We start from the raw sequence: 16,816 nt of genomic DNA, 5'->3' as shown, positions 1-16,816 counted from the left end.
CGTGGGTCAGTCCAGTTTGATGTTGCCGCTGGCGATCACTTTCGCCCAGCGCGCGCTGTCGGCCCGCACCATGCGGGAGAAATCGTCCGCCGATCCGGCGCCCGGCTCCGCGCCCTGGCCTTCGAACTGCTTGCGGACGGCGGGGTCGGCCAGGATCTGCCCGATCTGCCGGTTGAGCTCGGCCGTGATGGCCGCGGGCAGGCCCTTGGGCCCCATGAAGCCGAACCAGGTCGTGCCCTCGAAACCCGGGAAACCGCTCTCGGCCACCGTCGGCAGGTCCGGTGCCAGCGGCGAGCGCTTCGCGCTGGTGATGGCGAGCGCACGCACCTTGCCGGCCTTGGACTGCGGCAGTGTCCAGACGATGCTGTCGAAGGCGAAGTCGACCTGGCCGCTGCCGATGTCGGTGAGCGCCTGCACGCCCGTCTTGTAGGGCACGTGCGTGGCCTTGAAGCCCGCGATCTGCGTGAACGATTCGCCGATCAGGTGGGTGATGGTGCCGTTGCCGCTGGAGGAAAAGGACATGCGGCCGCTCTTGGCTCTTTCGAGCTGCACCAGCTGCGCCAGCGTGGTCACGTTGAGCGCGGGGCTCACGACCAGCACATTGGGCGCGGTACCGATCTCGGCCACCGGCGTGAAATCGCGCAGCGCGTCATAGGGCAGCGGCCGCAGGTGCGGCAGCACGGCATGCGTGCTGCTGGTGGCCATGAGCAGGGTGTAGCCGTCGGGCGGCGACTTGGCCACGGCGTCGGCGCCGATGGCGCCGGCCGCGCCCGGCCGGTTGTCGATGGTGACGGGCTGCTTCATGCGCTCGGCCAGCTGCTGGCCGACGATGCGGGCCAGGGCGTCGGTGCTGCCGCCGGCCGCGAACGGCACCACGATCTTGATCGGCCGCGAGGGATAGGCCTGCGCGGCCGCCGCGAACGGCAGGGCCAGCGCCAGCACAGCCGCGGGAATGGCGAGCAGCCGGCGCCTGGAAGGCGTCGCACGCCGGGTGGGATGAGAGGGGTTCAAAAGGTCTCCTTCAGTTTTTTTCAGGGGCAAGGACAAAGTCGAAATCGAGGCTGTAGCTTCCATCCGCCAGTGGTTTCCAGTCGGCCACCAGCGACTGGCGCACGCCGAACACGGCGTCGGAATCCAGGTAGGGGCCGCCGTCGCGGAACACATGGGTGACCAGCGTTTCGTAGCCGGCGGCCTTGATCATGAAATGCAGGTGCGCGGGCCGCCACGGATGGCGCGCGGTGGCGCGCAGCATCTCGCCGACCGGCCCGTCGGTGGGGATCGGGTAGGCCTCGGCCACGATGGTCCGGAAGTGGAAGCCGCCGTCCGCGCCGGACTCGAGCACGCCGCGCGCGCGGTGCTGCTCCAGCCCCTGGTACTGCACGTCGTAGTGACCGTCGGCATCGGCCTGCCAGACTTCGATGGTGGCGCCGGCCACCGGCCGGCCGTCCAGGCCCAGCACCCGGCCGTGCACCAGGCAGGGCTCGCCCTTGGCGCCATTGGCCACGTCGTCGCCATGCTCGTAGTGCGGCGCGCCCGCCACGTGGAACGGCCCGAACACCGTGGCCTCGGTGCAGCCCTGGGGCTTGTCGTTGTTCATGGCCACGGTGAGCATGGACAGGCCCAGCGTGTCGGAGAGCAGGATGAACTCCTGGCGCTTGTCGTCGCACTTCTGGCCGGTGGCGGTGAGAAACCCGATGCCCTGGGACCACTCCTCCTCGGTCAGCCGGACCTCGCGCGCGAAGGCGTGCAGGTGCTGCACCAGGCTGGTCATGATCTCCTTCAGGCGCGGATCGGGCGTGTTGGCGAACCGGGCGATCACGGCCTGGGTGATGGTGTCCTGGTTGAGATTGCGCACTGAGGTCTCCGGCGGGGTGGGTAGGTGCAGGCGACTGTAGAAGGCCGCGGCCTCTTGCGAAAGGCCTGCAGCGCAAATGACTTTTTCGCGCAGCGGAACACAGGCCCGGCCCGCGCCGCCACAATGCGGAGAGCGCGCAGGCGCCGACACACAACGACAGGAGACCCGGGTTGGATCGCTGGACTGAAATCGAGCTGTTCGTGCAGGTGGCCGAGACCGGCAGCCTGAGCCGCGCCGCCGAGGCGCTGGGCCTGTCCAATGCCGCCGCCAGCCGCCACCTCTCGGCCCTGGAGCAGCGCCTGGGCGTACGGCTGGTGGAGCGCAACACGCGCCGCCTGTACCTCACCGACACCGGCCAGGAATTCTTCAGCCGCGCCAGGACCATCCTGGCCGACCTGAAGGACGCCGAGGCCACCGTCAACGCCGCGGCGCTCAACCCCACTGGCATGCTGCGCGTGACGGCCTCGCTGTCGTTCTCGATGCACCACATCGCGCCGCTGCTCAGGGAATACACCCGGCGCTACCCCAACGTGACGGTGCACGTGGAGGCGGCCAACCGCTACTTCGACATCATCGACAACAACATCGACGTGGCCATCCGCACGCGCGAGTTCGAGCCCGACTCGAACGTGACGATCCGCCGCCTGGCCGAAACCCGGCGCATCCTGGCGGCGTCGCCGCGCTACCTGGCGCAGCATGGGTTTCCGAGGACGCTGGACGATCTGCCGCGCCACAAGCTGCTGATCTACACCTACGCCAACAATCCGAACGAGCTGCGCTTCACGCGCGAGGGCCAGACGCAGGTGGTCAACGTGAAGGGCCTGCTGGAGTCCAACGACGGCCAGATCCTGCGCGCCGCGGCGCTGGACGGCATGGGCATCCTGGTGCAGCCCACCTACATCCTCTACGACGACATCGTGGCCGGCCGCCTGGTGCCCGTGCTCGACGACTGGGACCTGCCGCGCCTGACGGTGAACCTGGCCTACCCCAGCCGCAAGCACCTCTCGGCCAAGGTGCGCAGCTTCATCGACTTCATGGCCGAGCACTTCGAGAAGATGGCCTACGAGCGCAAGTGGACGGGGCGTTTCGGGGCGTTCTGAACCCGGCGAGCTCGCCCGCGTGCACCCTCATCGAGGCGCCGGGGATGAGGGGTGGCGTGGCCCCCTGGAACTACACGCGCTCCAGGATCAGCGCAATGCCCTGGCCCACGCCGATGCACATGGTGCACAGCGCGTAGCGGCCGCCGGTCCTGTGCAGCTGGTTCACCGCCGTAGTGGCCAGGCGCGCGCCGCTGGCGCCCAGCGGATGGCCCAGCGCGATGGCGCCGCCGTTGGGATTGACGCGCGGGTCGTCGTCCTGCAGGCCGAGCAGGCGCAGCACCGCGAGGCCCTGCGCGGCGAAAGCTTCGTTGAGCTCGATCACGTCGAGCTGGGCCAGCGTCAGGCCGGTCTGCGCCAGCACCTTCTGCGTGGCCGGCGCGGGGCCGATGCCCATCACGCGCGGCGCCACGCCGGCCGTGGCCATGCCGACCACACGCGCCCGGGGCGTGAGGCCCTGCTTCGCGGCCGTGGCCTCGTCGGCCAGCAGCAGCGCGCAGGCGCCGTCGTTCACGCCGCTGGCATTGCCGGCCGTCACCGTGCCATCGGGGCGCACCACGCCCTTGAGCTTGGCGAGGGCTTCGAGGCTGGTCTCGCGCGGATGCTCGTCCCGGCTCACGACGATCGGGTCGCCCTTCTTCTGCGCAAGGGTCACGGGCGTGATCTCGGCATCGAAGTAGCCGGCCTTCTGCGCGGCCACGGCCTTGAGCTGGCTGGCCAGCGCCATGCGGTCCTGCGCCTCGCGCTCGATCCTGTGGTCGGTGGCCACGTTCTCGGCGGTCTCGGGCATGGAATCCACGCCGTATGTCTCCTTCATCAGCTTGTTGATGAAGCGCCAGCCTATTGTTGTGTCGTAGATCGCGTTGGCGCGCGAGAAGGCACTCTCGGCCTTCGGCATGACGAAGGGCGCGCGGCTCATGCTCTCCACGCCGCCGGCGATCATCAGCGTGGCCTCGCCGGCCTTGATGGCGCGCGCGGCCGTGCCCACGGCATCCAGGCCCGAGCCGCACAGGCGGTTGAGGGTGGCGCCGGGCACCTCCAGCGGCAGGCCCGCGAGCAGGCTGGACATATGGGCCACGTTGCGGTTGTCCTCGCCGGCCTGGTTGGCGCAGCCGAAGATCACGTCGGTCACGGCCTGCCAATCGACCTGGGGGTTGCGCGCCATCAGCGCCTTGAGGGGGATGGCGCCGAGGTCGTCGGTGCGCACGCTGCTGAGGGCGCCGCCGTAGCGGCCGAAGGGGGTGCGGATGGCATCGCAGATGAAGGCTTGGGTCATGTCGGTTCCTGTGTCGGTTCCTGGTGGTTCGGCAAAATCGGTCAGCGGGCGATCGGCAGGCCGATCAGCCGTTCGAGCGCGTCATGCGCCAGGCCATCGACTGTATCAATCAGCCTGAGGCCCTGCGGCGTGCAGGCCAGGGTGGCCAGATCGGTGTAGATGCGCTTGACGCAGGCGATGCCGGTCAGCGGGTAGCCGCACTGCGCCACGACCTTGCTCTCGCCCTTCTTGGTCAGCAGGTCCATCATTACCCAGGTCTGCTTGGCGCCCAGGGCCAGGTCCATCGCGCCGCCCACGGCGGGAATGGCATCCTTCTCGCCGGTGTGCCAGTTGGCCAGGTCGCCCGTGGCCGAGACCTGGAAGGCGCCCAGCACGCAGATATCGAGGTGGCCGCCGCGCATCATCGCGAAGCTGTCGGCATGGTGGAAAAAGGCGCCGCCGGGCAGCAGGGTGACGGGCTGCTTGCCGGCGTTGATCAGGTCGTAGTCTTCCGCCCCCTCGGCCGGCGCGGGCCCCATGCCAAGGATGCCGTTCTCGCTGTGCAGCACCACCTCGGTGCCGGCGGGCAGGTGGTTGGCCACCAGGGTGGGCATGCCGATGCCGAGGTTGACATAGGCGCCGTCGTGGATGTCGCGCGCCACGCGGGCGGCGAGCTGGTCCTTGGTTCTCTTCTGGTAGCTCATGCGGCCTTCCTGAAACCGCCGGCCTGGGTGGCGACGCGGTCGATTTTGACGATGCGGCTCACGAAGATGCCGGGGGTGACGATGGCCTCGGGGTCGAGCGCGCCGAGAGCGACAATCTCATGCACCGTGGCAATGGTCTGCTTCGCGGCCGTCGCCATCACCGGGCCAAAGTTGCGCGCGGCCATGCGGTAGCTCAGGTTGCCCCAGCGGTCGCCGCACTCGGCCTTGATCAGCGCCACGTCGCCGTGGATCGGGTGCTCCAGCACGTAGTGGCGGCCGTTGATCTCGCGCGTTTCCTTGGGGCTGCCGTCGGCGTGCTTCGCGAGCTCGGTGCCGAAGCCCGTGGGCGTGAAGAAGGCGCCGATGCCCGCCCCCGCGGCGCGGATGCGCTCGGCCAGGTTGCCCTGGGGCACGAGTTCGAGTTCGAGCCGGCCGCTGCGGTACAGCCCATCGAACACCCACGAATCGGCCTGGCGCGGGAAGCTGCAGATGATCTTGCGCACGCGCCCGGTCTTGAGCAGCGCGGCCAGGCCGGCATCGGCATTGCCCGCGTTGTTGTTGACCACCGTGAGGTCTTTCGCGCCCTGCTCAATCAGGCCGTCGATCAGTTCGTTGGGAATGCCCGCGGTGCCGAAGCCGCCGATCAGCACGGTGGCGCCATCCTTCACGCCAGCCAGCGCCTCGGCCACCGAATGGGCGATTTTGTCGATCATGAAACCGTTCTCCAGGAGACAGGCGCTGCCGATTCGGGCCATTCCATCCGAATCGGCCACGCCTTGAAATTTGTTCTATATACGAACATTTGTTCTTATAATGAATTTTAAGAGAATCACCCCGCCATGGCAACCATTACCCCGCCCGCCTCCCTGCCCCGCCCCGGCGACAGCTACGTGCAGTCGTTCGCGCGCGGGCTGGAAGTCATCCGCTCCTTCAGCGCCCAGGCGCCGCAGCAGACGCTCACCGAGGTGGCCGCGCGCAGCGGCCTCACGCGCGCGGGCGCGCGCCGCATCCTGCTCACGCTGCAGGCGCTGGGCTATGTGGAGAGCGACGGCCGGCTGTTTTCGCTGACGCCGCGCATCCTGGACCTCGGCTTCGCCTACCTGTCGTCCATGCCGATCTGGAACCTGGCCGAGCCGGTGATGGAAAGCCTGGTGCAGCAGGTGCGCGAGTCGTGCTCGGCCGCGGTGCTGGACGGCACCGACATCGTCTACGTGCTGCGCGTGCCCACCCACAAGATCATGAGCATCAGCCTGGGTGTGGGCTCGCGCCTGCCGGCCTATTGCACGTCCATGGGGCGGGTGCTGCTGGCCGCCCTGCCCGAAAGCGAGCTGCGCGAGCGCCTCGCCGCGTCCCGCCCGGCGCCGCTGACGCGCCACACCGTGACCGATGCCGACGCGCTGCTGGCGCGCATCGCCCAGGCCCGCCGCCAGGGCTGGTGCCTGGTGAACCAGGAACTGGAGGAGGGCCTGATCTCGATGGCTGCGCCCATCACCGGCCGTGGCGGGCGCGTGGTGGCCGCGCTCAACATCTCGGGCCAGGCCAACCGCACCAGCGCCAAGGCCATGCAGGAGGGCATGCTGCCGGCCCTGCTGCAGGCCGCGCAGGCGATCTCGCGCCTGCTGGCCGTGCAGCGCGGCTGAGCGGCGGCGGCCCGCCCCCCGCCCCGAATGAGCCCGTGCCGGCGGCGGAAAATGATGCCGTGCTACCCTGCGGGCATGTTCAGCCCCTCGCAAGCCGACGTTCGCCGGTTTTTCTGCTCCGTCTATGCCAAGGCCCGCCAGGGACAAGCCCTGGAAGCTATCGAAATCATAGCAAGCCAGTGGATCGACGAGCACCCCGAATACCATGCCGAGCTGGCCGACGAAGAAGCGGCCGTGGCCCGGGTCTACGAGGCCGAAGCCGGCCGCACCAACCCGTTCCTGCACCTGTCGATGCACCTGTCGATCAGCGAGCAATGCTCGATCGACCAGCCGCATGGCATCCGCCAGGCGGTGGAGCTGCTCAGCCGCCGCCGCGACTCGCTGCACGAGGCGCACCACGAAACCATGGACTGCCTCGGGCAGATGCTCTGGGAGAGCCAGCGCGCCGGCCGTCCGCCCGACGGCGCAGCCTACATCGACTGCGTCCAGCGCCGCGCCACGAGCGACTGAGTTTCGGTGACTGGGCTGCTACTTTTTTGATAGCAAACAATCACCGCCCGACGCGGACATGACGCAAAAAAGCCCGCTGAAAGCGGGCTTTTTGCTGGTACCGGGCGATGTTCAGCGGAACCGGGCCTCGGGCACCACCTTCAGGTCGCCTTCGAGCGCACCCACGTAGCCGGCCAGCGCCTTGAGTTCGGCATTGGAGAACTGCTTGGCAATGCCGCCCATCACGCCGTTGGAGCGGCCGACCTGGGCGTTGTTCTCGGTCTTGTAGGCCTTGAGCGCCACGAACAGGTAGTCGGCATGCTGGCCGGCGATCTTGGGGTAGGCCGGGTCGATCGGCTTGGCGAAGTTGTCGCCGTGGCAGGACACGCAGTTGCCCTTCTTGAGGAGTTCGGCCTGCTGGGCGCTGGGCTCGCGGGCCGGCTTGGCCGGCAGCGCGGCGGCGCCTTCGACCACGCCGTTGGCGCTGTAGTAGGCGGCCACATCGGCCATGTCCTGGTCGCTCAGCGAGTCGGCAATGCCGCGCATGGTCGGGTGCTTGCGCTCGCCGGCCTTGTAGGCGTTGAGCGCCGCGACGATGTACTTGGCCCCCTGGCCCGAGATCTTGGGCACCTTGTACACCTCGGGAAACGAGGCCTGGTAGCCCACGATGCCGTGGCAGCCGATACACATGGCGATTTTCTTCTCGCCGGCCTTGGCATCACCCTTGATTTCCTGGGCCAGGCTCGAAGGAGCATAGACCGCCGTCACGGAAGCGACAGCGAAGGCAAACATCGTGGTCAACAACTTGTTCATTTTGCGCGCACAATCTGGTGAAAGTTCAGACTTGTAATCAACCTTCGATTATATCCGGCGCAACCCTTACCCACCGATCGCACCGCTCATGAAGTTCCAAGGCTCCCAGAATTACGTCGCCACGCAAGACCTGATGCTCGCCGTGAACGCGGCCATCACCCTCAAGCGCCCCCTGCTGGTCAAGGGCGAACCCGGCACCGGCAAGACCATGCTGGCCGAGGAGGTGGCGCAGGCGCTGGACATGCCGCTGCTGCAGTGGCACATCAAGTCCACCACCAAGGCGCAGCAGGGCCTGTACGAGTACGACGCGGTGAGCCGCCTGCGCGACAGCCAGCTCGGCGACGAGCGCGTGAAGGACATCCACAACTACATCGTCAAGGGCGTGCTGTGGCAGGCCTTCACGGCCGAGCAGCCGGTGGCGCTGCTGATCGACGAGATCGACAAGGCCGACATCGAATTCCCCAACGACCTGCTGCGCGAGATCGACCGCATGGAGTTCTACGTGTACGAGACACGCGAGCTCATCCGCGCCAAGCACCGCCCGCTGGTGTTCATCACCTCCAACAACGAGAAGGAGCTGCCCGACGCCTTCCTGCGCCGCTGCTTCTTCCACTACATCAAGTTCCCCGATGCCGACACCATGAAGCAGATCGTGGACGTGCACTTCCCCGGCCTCAAGAAGGAACTGCTGACGGCCGCGATGAAGACCTTCTACGACGTGCGCAACCTGCCCGGCCTCAAGAAAAAGCCCTCCACCAGCGAACTGCTGGACTGGCTCAAGCTGCTGGTGGCCGAGGACATCCCGCTCGAATCGCTGCAGAGCAAGGACGACAAGGTCGCCGTGCCGCCGCTGGTCGGCGCGCTGCTCAAGAACGAGCAGGACGTGACCCTGTTCGAGAAACTGGTGTTCATGCAGCGGCACAACCGCTGAAACAGCCAACCTGCAGGATCTGCCATGAGCCGCGAACTACTGATTGAAGGCTTGTCCGATGCCATCGGCTTTGTCGGCGGCGCGCTGGCCGGCTACGGGCTCGGCCTCCTCTTCGGCCTGAACATTTTCTCGCCGGGCTACAGCAACGGCACCGTCGCCGGCATCGTGCTGGTCGGCCTGGGCGGTGGCGCCGGCCTGCAGCTCGCGCGGCGCTGGCGCCGCGGCCGGGCCGCACGCAAGGAGTAAGCATGGCTTTCGTCGAACCCGTCACCCTGTCGGCCCGCGGCATCGAACTGGTGCCGCTGGCGCTGGCCCATGAAGACGGCCTGCGCGCCGCGGCGGCCGACGGCGAACTGTGGAACCTGCGGGTCACCTCGGTGCCCGAACCGGAGAACACCCGCGCCTACATCGAGGCGGCCCTCGCCATGCGCGAGCAGGGCCAGCGCTTCGCCTTTGCCGTGCTCGAGCAGGCCAGCGGCACCGTGCTCGGCACGACGAGCTACCACGACATCCTGCCGGCCGTGAAACGCGTGGAGATTGGCTACACCTGGTACGCCCAGCGCTGCCAGCGCACGCACATCAACACCACCTGCAAACTGCTGCTGTTGACCCATGCCTTCGAACAATTGAGCTGCCATGTGGTGGGCTGGCGCACCGACAACTTCAACCATGCCTCGCAGCGCGCCATCGAGCGGCTGGGGGCCAGGAAAGACGGCGTGATCCGCGGCCACGCGCTGCGGCGCGACGGCACCATCCGCGACACCGTGATGTACAGCCTGCGCTCCGGCGAATGGCCGGAAGTCCGTGCGCAGCTCTTGTACCTGCTGAACCGGCCCCGCCGCCAGGAGGCGCGCCATGCTGATTGATTTCTTCTACACCCTGCGCTCGGCCAAGCTGCCGGTCTCGGTCAAGGAATACCTGACGCTGCTCGAAGCCCTGCAGGCCGATGTGGTGGGCCCCAACTCGGATGACGCCTGGAAGATCGACGACTTCTACTACCTCTCGCGCACGGCGCTGGTGAAGGACGAGAAGCACTACGACAAGTTCGACCGCGCCTTCGCCGCCTATTTCAAGGGCGTGGAGATGGTGGCCGACTTCACCAAGGACGTGCCGCTCGAATGGCTGCGCAAGAACCTCGAGCTGGAGCTCAGCCCCGAGGAGAAGGCCAAGATCGAGAAGATGGGCTGGGATGAGCTCATGGAGACGCTGAAGAAGCGCTTCGAGGAGCAGAAGGAGCGCCACGAGGGCGGCAGCAAGTGGATCGGCACCGGCGGCACCAGCCCGTTCGGCGCCAACGGTTTCAACCCGCAGGGCATCCGCATCGGCCAGGAAAAGGGCCGCAACAAGAGCGCGGTGAAAGTCTGGGACCAGCGCGCCTACAAGGACTACGACGACACGCAGGAGCTCGGCACGCGCAACATCAAGGTCGCGCTGCGCCGCCTGCGCAAGTTCGCGCGCGAGGGCCACGAGGACGAGCTGGACCTGGACGAAACCATCAGCAAGACCGCCGCCAACGCTGGCTACCTCGACATCAAGATGCGGCCCGAGCGCCACAACAACGTCAAGGTGCTGCTGCTGATGGACGTGGGCGGCACCATGGACGAGCACATCGCGCGGGTGGAAGAGCTGTTCTCGGCCACCAAGACCGAGTTCAAGCACCTGGAGTTCTACTACTTCCACAACTGCGTCTACGACTTCATGTGGAAGAACAACCGCCGGCGCTTCTCCGAGAAGTTCGCCACCTGGGACATCATCCGCAAGTACAACAAGGACTACAAGCTGATCTTCGTGGGCGACGCCACCATGAGCCCGTACGAGATCCTGCAGCCCGGCGGCAGCGTGGAATACAACAACGAGGAGGCCGGCGCCGAATGGCTGCAACGCCTCACGCACGCCTTCCCCAAGTTCGCCTGGATCAACCCCGAGCCTCAGGGCGTGTGGCAGTACCGCCAGAGCATCAGCGTGATCCAGCAGCTGGTGAACCAGCGCATGTACCCGCTGACCCTCAAGGGCCTCGAAGAGGCCATGCGCCTGCTCTCGAAGTAAGATCGGCCAGGTGATATCCGCTCGTGCCGGAGAAGCACGTGCCGCTGCCTGGGCGGCTCTTGTTTCAGGCGTCCTTTTCTGCTGCTGCCCTGTCCCGGTGCGTGCGCAGCCCGCCACGCCCGGCCTGGGCACGTCCTCCTCCGCGGCGCAGGCCCCCACGGCCACCTTCAGCGCGCCATCCGGCGCCGCCCAGGGCGCACCTGCGCCGGCCCCGCCGCCGGCCGGCATCGAGCCGCCCATGACACCGCAGGGCTCGGTCGGCGCCCCGGGCGCCGCGTCCGAGGTCACGGCCTTCGACATCGAGGTGCACGCGCCCGACGAGGTGCGTGGCCTGCTGGAAAAACACCTGGAGCTGCAGCGCTACCGCGCCGTCACCGACCTCGACGATGCCGAACTCGCGCGGCTGGTGGTGCTGGCGGAGCGCGACGTGCGCAATCTCGTGGGCACGCTCGGCTATTTCAGCCCGCGAATCGAGATCCGCCGCGAGAGCCCGGCCGGCGCTCGCCCCACGGTGGTGGTCTCGGTCGAACCCGGCACGCCCACCCAGGTTGGCGACGTGAGCCTGGGCTTCGAGGGCGACATCGACACCTCACCCGATCCCGCGGCCCGGCGCCAGCGCGAGAACATCCAGCACCTGTGGCAGTTGCCGCCGGGCCGGCGCTTCACCCAGGACGACTGGGACAGCGCCAAGACCCAGGCCGTGCGCCGGCTGACCGAGCGCCGCTATCCCGCAGGCCGCATCGCATCGAGCCGCGCCGACATCGACGCCGCAACCAACAGCGCACGGCTGGGCCTGCAACTCGACTCGGGCCCGCTGTTCCGCCTCGGACCGATGCAGGTGACCGGCGTGCAGCGCTACGACCCGCAGATCGTGCCGCGGCTGGCACGCCTGACACCGGGCGCCGTCTACGACCAGGCCAAGCTGGTCGAGGCGCAGCAGCGGCTCGCCTCCAGCGGCTACTTCGACTCGGCCTACATCTTCGTCGACCCCGACAGCGACCCGCAGGCCGCGCCGGTGCAGGTCCAGGTGCGCGAGACCCCGCTGAAGAAGCTGATCCTGGGCCTCGGCCTGTCGACCGACAGCGGCGCGCGCGCCTCGATCGAGCACACCCACCACCGCGTGCCCGGCCTCGACTGGCGCGTCACCAACAAGCTGCAGCTCGACCGCAAGTCGCCTTACGCGCAAAGCGACTGGCTGGCCCCGCCCAATGCCGACGGCTGGCGCTGGGGCGTGCTGGCCCGCGCCGAACGCCTGGACGATGGCGAACTGCTGACCTATGGCCAGCGCCTGCGCCTGGGCCAGAGCAAGAACGCCGACCGCATCGACCGCAACGTCTATTTGCAGTACGACCGGGCCAACGTGACGCAGTCGCCCTCGGCCACGGCCGCCGCCGTGACCACGGCGGATACCGGCGACGGCTCCGCGCTGAGCGCCACCTATGTCTGGACCGGCCGCTATTTCGACAGCGTCCCCTTCCCCTCGCGCGGCAATGGCCTCGGCGTGGAATTGGGCGCCGGCGTGACGCTGAGCGGCGAGCGCAAGCCCTTCACGCGCGTGGTCGTGCGCTGGCTCGGCGTGCGGCCGCTGTCGGCCGGCCGCGGCCGGCTGGCCTTGCGGGCCGAAGGCGGCGCCGTGGTGGCCGACGCGAGCGCGCGCATCCCCTCCACCCAACTGTTCCGCACCGGCGGCGACAGCACCGTGCGCGGCTATGGCTACCGTTCGATCGGCGTGGCCCTGCCGGGCGGCGTCGTCGGCCCCGGGCGCTACATGGCCACGGGCAGCCTCGAATGGCAGCGCCCGATCCTGCGCAACGGCCTGCCTTCGGAATGGGAGAGCACGCTGTTCATCGACGCGGGGGCCGTGGCCGACCAGCCGCGGGCACTGCGCGCCTCGGTCGGCGTCGGCACCGGCGTGCGCTGGCGCAGCCCGATCGGACCGCTGCAGGCCGACCTGGCCTACGGCATCGACGACCGGCGCTTTCGACTTCACCTGAGCGTGGGATTCATCTTCTGATGGCGGCCGCTCCGACGCCCCCGCCCTTCGGCAGCCGCGCCGCCGTGGCACGCTGGCTGGTCCGCGGCCTGCGCCTGCTGGTGGGCGCCGGCTGCGTGCTGGTGCTGCTGTTCGTGCTGGCGGTCAGCCTGCTCTGGTGGTGGAGCGGGCAGGACGGCTCACTCGGCACCACGCTGCGGCTGGCCGCGCATTCGCAGCCGCTGGTGGCCGAGCGCGTCAGCGGCTCGCTGCGCCACGGCGGGCAGATCGGCCGCCTGGCCTGGGAGCAGGAGGGCCTGAGCGTCCAGGCCAGCGACGTGCGCCTGGCCTGGCAGCCGCTGGCGCTGCTGAGCGGCGAATTCAACCTGGACCACCTGTCCGCGGCCACGCTGCGCATCGACGACCAGCGCCCCCCGGCGGCCACCCCTGCGACAGCGCCGCCGCGCTCGCTAGCCCTGCCGCTGCGATTGTCGGTCGACACGCTCGCCCTGGGGCAGTTGCAATGGGTCGGGCCGCCGGCCTTCGAAGCCCGGGATATCGCGGGCCGCTACGAATTCGACAGCCGCCAGCATCTGCTTCAGCTGGACAGCCTGCAGGCCGCGAGCGGCCGCTACCACGGCCGCGCCGCGCTCCTCGCGGGCGGCGACCTGCGGCTCGATGCCAGCCTCGCCGGCGCGATCGAGGCCCCGATCCCCGGCGGCGAAGGGCCGCCGCTGCAGCTGACCTTCACCGCGACGGCGGCCGGCCCGCTGGCCGACCTGCAACTGCAGGCCCTGCTGCAAGCCATGCCCGCCGCCGGCCGTCCCGCACTGGCCGCCAGCGAGGCACCCCAGGCCACGGCCACGGCCCGCATCACCGGCTGGGCGGCGCAGCCGGTGGCACAGGCGCAGGCCAGCTTCCGCCAGATCGATCTGGCCGCCCTGTGGCCCGACGCACCGCAGACCCGGCTGACGGGCGAGGCCCATGCGCAGCCCGACGCCAGCCGCAGCGCCACCTGGTCCGTGGCCGCCACGCTGGACAACGGCCTGCCCGGCCCGCTAGACCGCCAGCGCCTGCCTCTGCAGCGGCTGCAGGCCGAGGGCGAGTGGCACGGCGGCATGGGCCTGGTGCGCACGCTCAAGGCCAGCCTGGGCGGCGGCGAGCTCACAGCCAGCGGCGGGTGGACCGATGCCGGCCAGTTGCGCTGGACGCTCAAGGCCGATGCCCGCGGGATCGACCCGGGCCAGTTGCACAGCCGCTTCGCCGCGCTGCCGCTGGACGGCCACGCGGCCGTCCAGGGCCACGGCCAGGACCTGGGCTTCGACGCGCAATTGCTCACCCACGGCAGCAGCCCCGCGCCGCGCCGTACTGCGGCCGGGGACAGGCCCGCCCGCGGCCAGCCCGCGGCGGTGGCAGACCTGCGCGCCCTGCATCTGCGCGACGCCGCGGCCCGGGGCCGCTGGTCGGGCGGCGTCTTGCAGCTTGATGCGCTCCAGGTCCGCACCGACGATGCACAGCTCGACGCCGCGCTGCGCCTGCAGCCCGCCACTCGGGCCGTCAGCGGGCGCCTCTCGTTCCATGCGCCAGGCCTGCAGGCGCAGGCCCAGGGCGAGCTGCGCGACACCGCGGGCGCCGGCCAGCTCGGCGTGCAGGGCCGCGATCTCGCGCAGGCTATGGCCTGGCTGCGGCGCCTGCCCGGCCTGCCCGCGCCGGCCCGCGATGCCGTTGCCAGCGGCCAAGGCGAACTTGACCTGCGCTGGCAGGGCGGCTGGCGCGATCCCTCGGTCCAGGCGCGGCTGGATCTGCCCTCGCTCGATCTGCGCGCGCCGGCCGCCTCGTCGGCCACGGCAACACCCACCGCAGCGGCCGCCACCCCTGCCGCTGCGCTCTGGCAACTGCGCGCCACCTCGCTCACACTGTCCGGCCGGCTGGCTGAGGCGCAGCTGGCCCTGCGCGGCCAGGCCGCCTCGGCCGGGCGCCGCTATGCCCTGCAACTGCAGGCCCAGGGCGGCCAGCCCGGTTTCCATGCCGGACACGGGCTGTCCTGGGGCGGTACGCCCTGGCAGGCGAGCGTGACGCAGCTCGAAGCCTCGCTGGACGACCCGGCGCTCGGCGCCGGCGCCTGGCGCCTGGCCACGCGCGGGCCGGTGGCACTGCGCTGGACACCGGGCACGGCTGGCGGCCAACTGACCACCAGCGCGGGCGAAGCGGCCCTCCTCGCGCCCACCGGCATGGCCAGCGGCACGGCGACGGCGCCGGCCGTGCTGGCCTGGCAGCCGGTGCGCTGGCGCCCCGGCGAACTCGTGACAGCCGGCCGCCTCACCGGTTTGCCGCTGGCCTGGATCGAACTGGTGGCCGGCCCGCAACTCGCGGGCACCGGCCTCACGGGCTCGCTGGTCTTCGACGGCGACTGGGACGCCACCCTGGGCGACACCCTGCGCCTGAAGGCCAGCGTGGCGCGCAGCCGTGGCGACCTCACGGTGCTGGCCGAAACCACGCCCGGGGTTTCCACGCGCGTGTCGGCCGGCGTGCGCGAGGCCCGCCTGTCGCTTGTCAACGAAGGCGATGCGGTGCGCGTGGCGCTGCGCTGGGACAGCGAGCGCGCCGGCACGGTCGATGGCACGCTCGCCACGCGCCTGTCGCGCGGCCCGGACGGGGCCTGGCAGTGGCCTGCCGACGCGCCGCTGTCGGGCCGGCTGCGCGCCCGGCTGCCGCGCATCGGCGTGTGGTCGGTGCTGGCGCCGCCGGGCTGGCGGCTGCGCGGCTCGCTCGGGGCCGACGTGGCCTTCGGCGGCACACGCGGCGCGCCGGGCCTCACCGGCAGCCTGCAGGCCGACGACCTGGCGCTGCGCTCGGTGGTCGACGGCATCGAGTTCGGCAATGGCCGGCTGCGCGCCCAGCTCGACGGCACGCGCATGCACATCAGCGAGTTCCTGCTCGAAGGCGCGGGCGACAAGGGCACGGGCGGCCGGCTCACGGCGCGCGGCGAGGCCGGCTGGATCGACGGGCAACCCCGCGTCCGGCTCGACGCCAGCGTGCGGCAGTTGCGCGCCAGCATCCGCACCGACCGCCAGATCACGGTCTCGGGCGATCTACAGGCGGGGCTGGCCGGCAGCGCGGCCGAATTCACGGGCAGCCTGCGCGTGGACCAGGCGCGCATCCTGCTGCCCGACGAGGACACGCCCAAGCTCGGCGACGATGTGGTCGTGCACCTGGCCGGCGCCACGGCCACCGGTGCCCAGGCGCCGGCGCAGACCTCGTCCGCCCCCGACGCCGCGAAGGACAGCCGCACGCTGCGCCTGGCAGTGCAGCTCGACCTGGGGCGTGATTTCCGCATCCAGGGCCGCGGCATCGACACCCGCATCCGCGGCACGCTCGAACTCGCGGGCAGTTCGCTGGCCGCGCCGCGCCTGACCGGCACCGTCAACACCTTCGGCGGCCAGTACCGCGCCTACGGCCAGCGGCTCGACGTGGAACAGGGCGTGGTGCGCTTCACCGGCCCCATCGACAACCCGGCGCTGGACATCCTCGCGCTGCGCCCCAACATGATGAACGACCAGAAGGTGGGCGTGCAGATCACCGGCACCGCGCTGCTGCCGCGCGTGCGCCTCTATGCGCAGCCCGACATGCCCGATGCCGAGAAGCTCTCGTGGCTGGTGGTCGGCCGCGCCTCGGCCAGCGGCGGCGCCGAGGCCGCCTTGCTGCAGCAGGCCGCGCTGGCCTTGCTGGGCAGCCGCAGCGGCGGCATGTCGGGTGGCCTGGCCGCCTCGCTCGGACTCGACGAACTGTCGTTCCGGGGCGCATCCACCAGCAGCACGGGCGCCACCACCGAAGGCGCGGTCACGCTCGGCAAGCGCTTCTCCCGCAACTTCTACGCGGCCTACGAGCGCAGCCTGTCGGGTGCCCTGGGCACGCTCTATGTGTTCTACGACATCTCGCGCCGCATCACGCTGCGCGCCCAGACCGGCGAGCAAAGCGCGGTGGACCTGATCTTCACGGTGCCGTACGACTGAC

Annotated in this window: 15 protein-coding genes; 9 read left to right on the top strand and 6 right to left on the bottom strand. The window is 69.9% G+C overall.

What is annotated here, in order from left to right:
• Positions 1–6: 6 nt before the first annotated feature.
• Together MMF98_RS02625 and MMF98_RS02620 are read right to left on the bottom strand one after the other, a co-directional pair.
• Positions 7–1,011 carry a tripartite tricarboxylate transporter substrate binding protein gene (locus MMF98_RS02625; RefSeq protein WP_243304038.1) on the bottom strand — a complete coding sequence of 335 codons (1,005 nt, stop codon included), beginning with the start codon at positions 1,009–1,011 and terminating at the stop codon, positions 7–9.
• 10 nt (positions 1,012–1,021) lie between these two features.
• The gene (locus tag MMF98_RS02620; protein ID WP_243304030.1) at positions 1,022–1,855 is read right to left on the bottom strand and encodes an intradiol ring-cleavage dioxygenase; all 834 of its coding nucleotides are present in this window, start codon (positions 1,853–1,855) and stop codon (positions 1,022–1,024) included.
• Between the two features lie 170 nt (positions 1,856–2,025).
• On the opposite strand from MMF98_RS02620, the gene MMF98_RS02615 reads away from it, so the two are divergent.
• Positions 2,026–2,955 carry a LysR family transcriptional regulator gene (locus MMF98_RS02615; protein ID WP_243304025.1) on the top strand — a complete coding sequence of 310 codons (930 nt, stop codon included), beginning with the start codon at positions 2,026–2,028 and terminating at the stop codon, positions 2,953–2,955.
• Between the two features lie 70 nt (positions 2,956–3,025).
• Here MMF98_RS02615 and pcaF read toward each other — a convergent pair whose 3' ends face one another.
• Genes pcaF through MMF98_RS02600 form a run of 3 tightly spaced genes read right to left on the bottom strand, consistent with a single transcriptional unit; the run spans position 3,026 to position 5,624 of the window.
• Positions 3,026–4,228 carry a 3-oxoadipyl-CoA thiolase gene (gene pcaF / locus MMF98_RS02610; RefSeq protein ID WP_243304024.1) on the bottom strand — a complete coding sequence of 401 codons (1,203 nt, stop codon included), beginning with the start codon at positions 4,226–4,228 and terminating at the stop codon, positions 3,026–3,028.
• Positions 4,229–4,269: 41 nt separating this feature from the next.
• Complete coding sequence (locus MMF98_RS02605; protein WP_243304021.1) at positions 4,270–4,911, bottom strand: 3-oxoacid CoA-transferase subunit B; 642 nt, start codon at positions 4,909–4,911, stop codon at positions 4,270–4,272.
• On the bottom strand, positions 4,908–5,624 hold the full coding sequence (locus tag MMF98_RS02600; protein WP_243304019.1) for a 3-oxoacid CoA-transferase subunit A: 717 nt from the start codon (positions 5,622–5,624) through the stop codon (positions 4,908–4,910). Before MMF98_RS02600 ends, MMF98_RS02605 begins: the two co-directional genes overlap by 4 nt.
• 126 nt (positions 5,625–5,750) lie before the next feature.
• Between MMF98_RS02600 and MMF98_RS02595 the strand changes: the two genes are divergently transcribed.
• Together MMF98_RS02595 and MMF98_RS02590 are read left to right on the top strand one after the other, a co-directional pair.
• A complete protein-coding gene (locus MMF98_RS02595; protein WP_243304018.1) occupies positions 5,751–6,551 on the top strand; it encodes an IclR family transcriptional regulator in 801 nt (266 codons plus the stop codon).
• A 75-nt stretch (positions 6,552–6,626) separates the two neighbouring features.
• Complete coding sequence (locus tag MMF98_RS02590; protein WP_243304015.1) at positions 6,627–7,061, top strand: DUF1841 family protein; 435 nt, start codon at positions 6,627–6,629, stop codon at positions 7,059–7,061.
• A 111-nt stretch (positions 7,062–7,172) separates the two neighbouring features.
• Here the strand turns inward: MMF98_RS02590 and MMF98_RS02585 are convergent, their stop codons facing one another.
• Positions 7,173–7,853: a c-type cytochrome gene (locus tag MMF98_RS02585; RefSeq protein WP_243304014.1), complete on the bottom strand. Its 681-nt coding sequence runs from the start codon at positions 7,851–7,853 to the stop codon at positions 7,173–7,175.
• 88 nt (positions 7,854–7,941) lie between these two features.
• Between MMF98_RS02585 and MMF98_RS02580 the strand changes: the two genes are divergently transcribed.
• The 6 genes from MMF98_RS02580 (at position 7,942) to MMF98_RS02555 (ending at position 16,815) form a co-directional block, all read left to right on the top strand.
• Positions 7,942–8,784 (top strand): AAA family ATPase, encoded by an 843-nt coding sequence (locus MMF98_RS02580; RefSeq protein ID WP_243304013.1) that lies wholly within the window; start codon positions 7,942–7,944, stop codon positions 8,782–8,784.
• A gap of 24 nt (positions 8,785–8,808) precedes the next feature.
• Positions 8,809–9,030, top strand: coding sequence for a hypothetical protein (locus tag MMF98_RS02575; protein ID WP_243304012.1), 222 nt, complete (start codon positions 8,809–8,811; stop codon positions 9,028–9,030).
• Between the two features lie 2 nt (positions 9,031–9,032).
• Positions 9,033–9,650 carry a GNAT family N-acetyltransferase gene (locus MMF98_RS02570; RefSeq protein ID WP_243304011.1) on the top strand — a complete coding sequence of 206 codons (618 nt, stop codon included), beginning with the start codon at positions 9,033–9,035 and terminating at the stop codon, positions 9,648–9,650.
• On the top strand, positions 9,640–10,830 hold the full coding sequence (locus MMF98_RS02565) for a vWA domain-containing protein (RefSeq protein WP_243304010.1): 1,191 nt from the start codon (positions 9,640–9,642) through the stop codon (positions 10,828–10,830). The genes MMF98_RS02570 and MMF98_RS02565 overlap by 11 nt, the downstream gene beginning before the upstream one ends.
• 97 nt (positions 10,831–10,927) lie before the next feature.
• A complete protein-coding gene (locus MMF98_RS02560; RefSeq protein ID WP_243304009.1) occupies positions 10,928–12,844 on the top strand; it encodes an autotransporter assembly complex protein TamA in 1,917 nt (638 codons plus the stop codon).
• Complete coding sequence (locus MMF98_RS02555; RefSeq protein ID WP_243304008.1) at positions 12,844–16,815, top strand: translocation/assembly module TamB domain-containing protein; 3,972 nt, start codon at positions 12,844–12,846, stop codon at positions 16,813–16,815. Before MMF98_RS02560 ends, MMF98_RS02555 begins: the two co-directional genes overlap by 1 nt.
• Position 16,816 lies beyond the last annotated feature (1 nt).

The sequence above is a fragment of the Variovorax terrae genome (assembly GCF_022809125.1).
In the GTDB taxonomy this organism is placed as follows: Bacteria; Pseudomonadota; Gammaproteobacteria; order Burkholderiales; family Burkholderiaceae_C; genus Variovorax_A; species Variovorax_A terrae.
This window is presented reverse-complemented; position numbering and strand designations above follow the sequence as displayed.

Excerpts from the sequence above, each read along its gene's own strand:
- pcaF (WP_243304024.1), bottom strand. The coding sequence starts at position 4,228 with ATGACCCAAGCCTTCATCTGCGATGCCATCCGCACCCCCTTCGGCCGC.
- MMF98_RS02605 (WP_243304021.1), bottom strand. The coding sequence starts at position 4,911 with ATGAGCTACCAGAAGAGAACCAAGGACCAGCTCGCCGCCCGCGTGGCG.
- MMF98_RS02600 (WP_243304019.1), bottom strand. The coding sequence starts at position 5,624 with ATGATCGACAAAATCGCCCATTCGGTGGCCGAGGCGCTGGCTGGCGTG.
- MMF98_RS02595 (WP_243304018.1), top strand. The coding sequence starts at position 5,751 with ATGGCAACCATTACCCCGCCCGCCTCCCTGCCCCGCCCCGGCGACAGC.
- MMF98_RS02590 (WP_243304015.1), top strand. The coding sequence starts at position 6,627 with ATGTTCAGCCCCTCGCAAGCCGACGTTCGCCGGTTTTTCTGCTCCGTC.
- MMF98_RS02585 (WP_243304014.1), bottom strand. The coding sequence starts at position 7,853 with ATGAACAAGTTGTTGACCACGATGTTTGCCTTCGCTGTCGCTTCCGTG.
- MMF98_RS02580 (WP_243304013.1), top strand. The coding sequence starts at position 7,942 with ATGAAGTTCCAAGGCTCCCAGAATTACGTCGCCACGCAAGACCTGATG.
- MMF98_RS02575 (WP_243304012.1), top strand. The coding sequence starts at position 8,809 with ATGAGCCGCGAACTACTGATTGAAGGCTTGTCCGATGCCATCGGCTTT.
- MMF98_RS02570 (WP_243304011.1), top strand. The coding sequence starts at position 9,033 with ATGGCTTTCGTCGAACCCGTCACCCTGTCGGCCCGCGGCATCGAACTG.
- MMF98_RS02565 (WP_243304010.1), top strand. The coding sequence starts at position 9,640 with ATGCTGATTGATTTCTTCTACACCCTGCGCTCGGCCAAGCTGCCGGTC.
- MMF98_RS02555 (WP_243304008.1), top strand. The coding sequence starts at position 12,844 with ATGGCGGCCGCTCCGACGCCCCCGCCCTTCGGCAGCCGCGCCGCCGTG.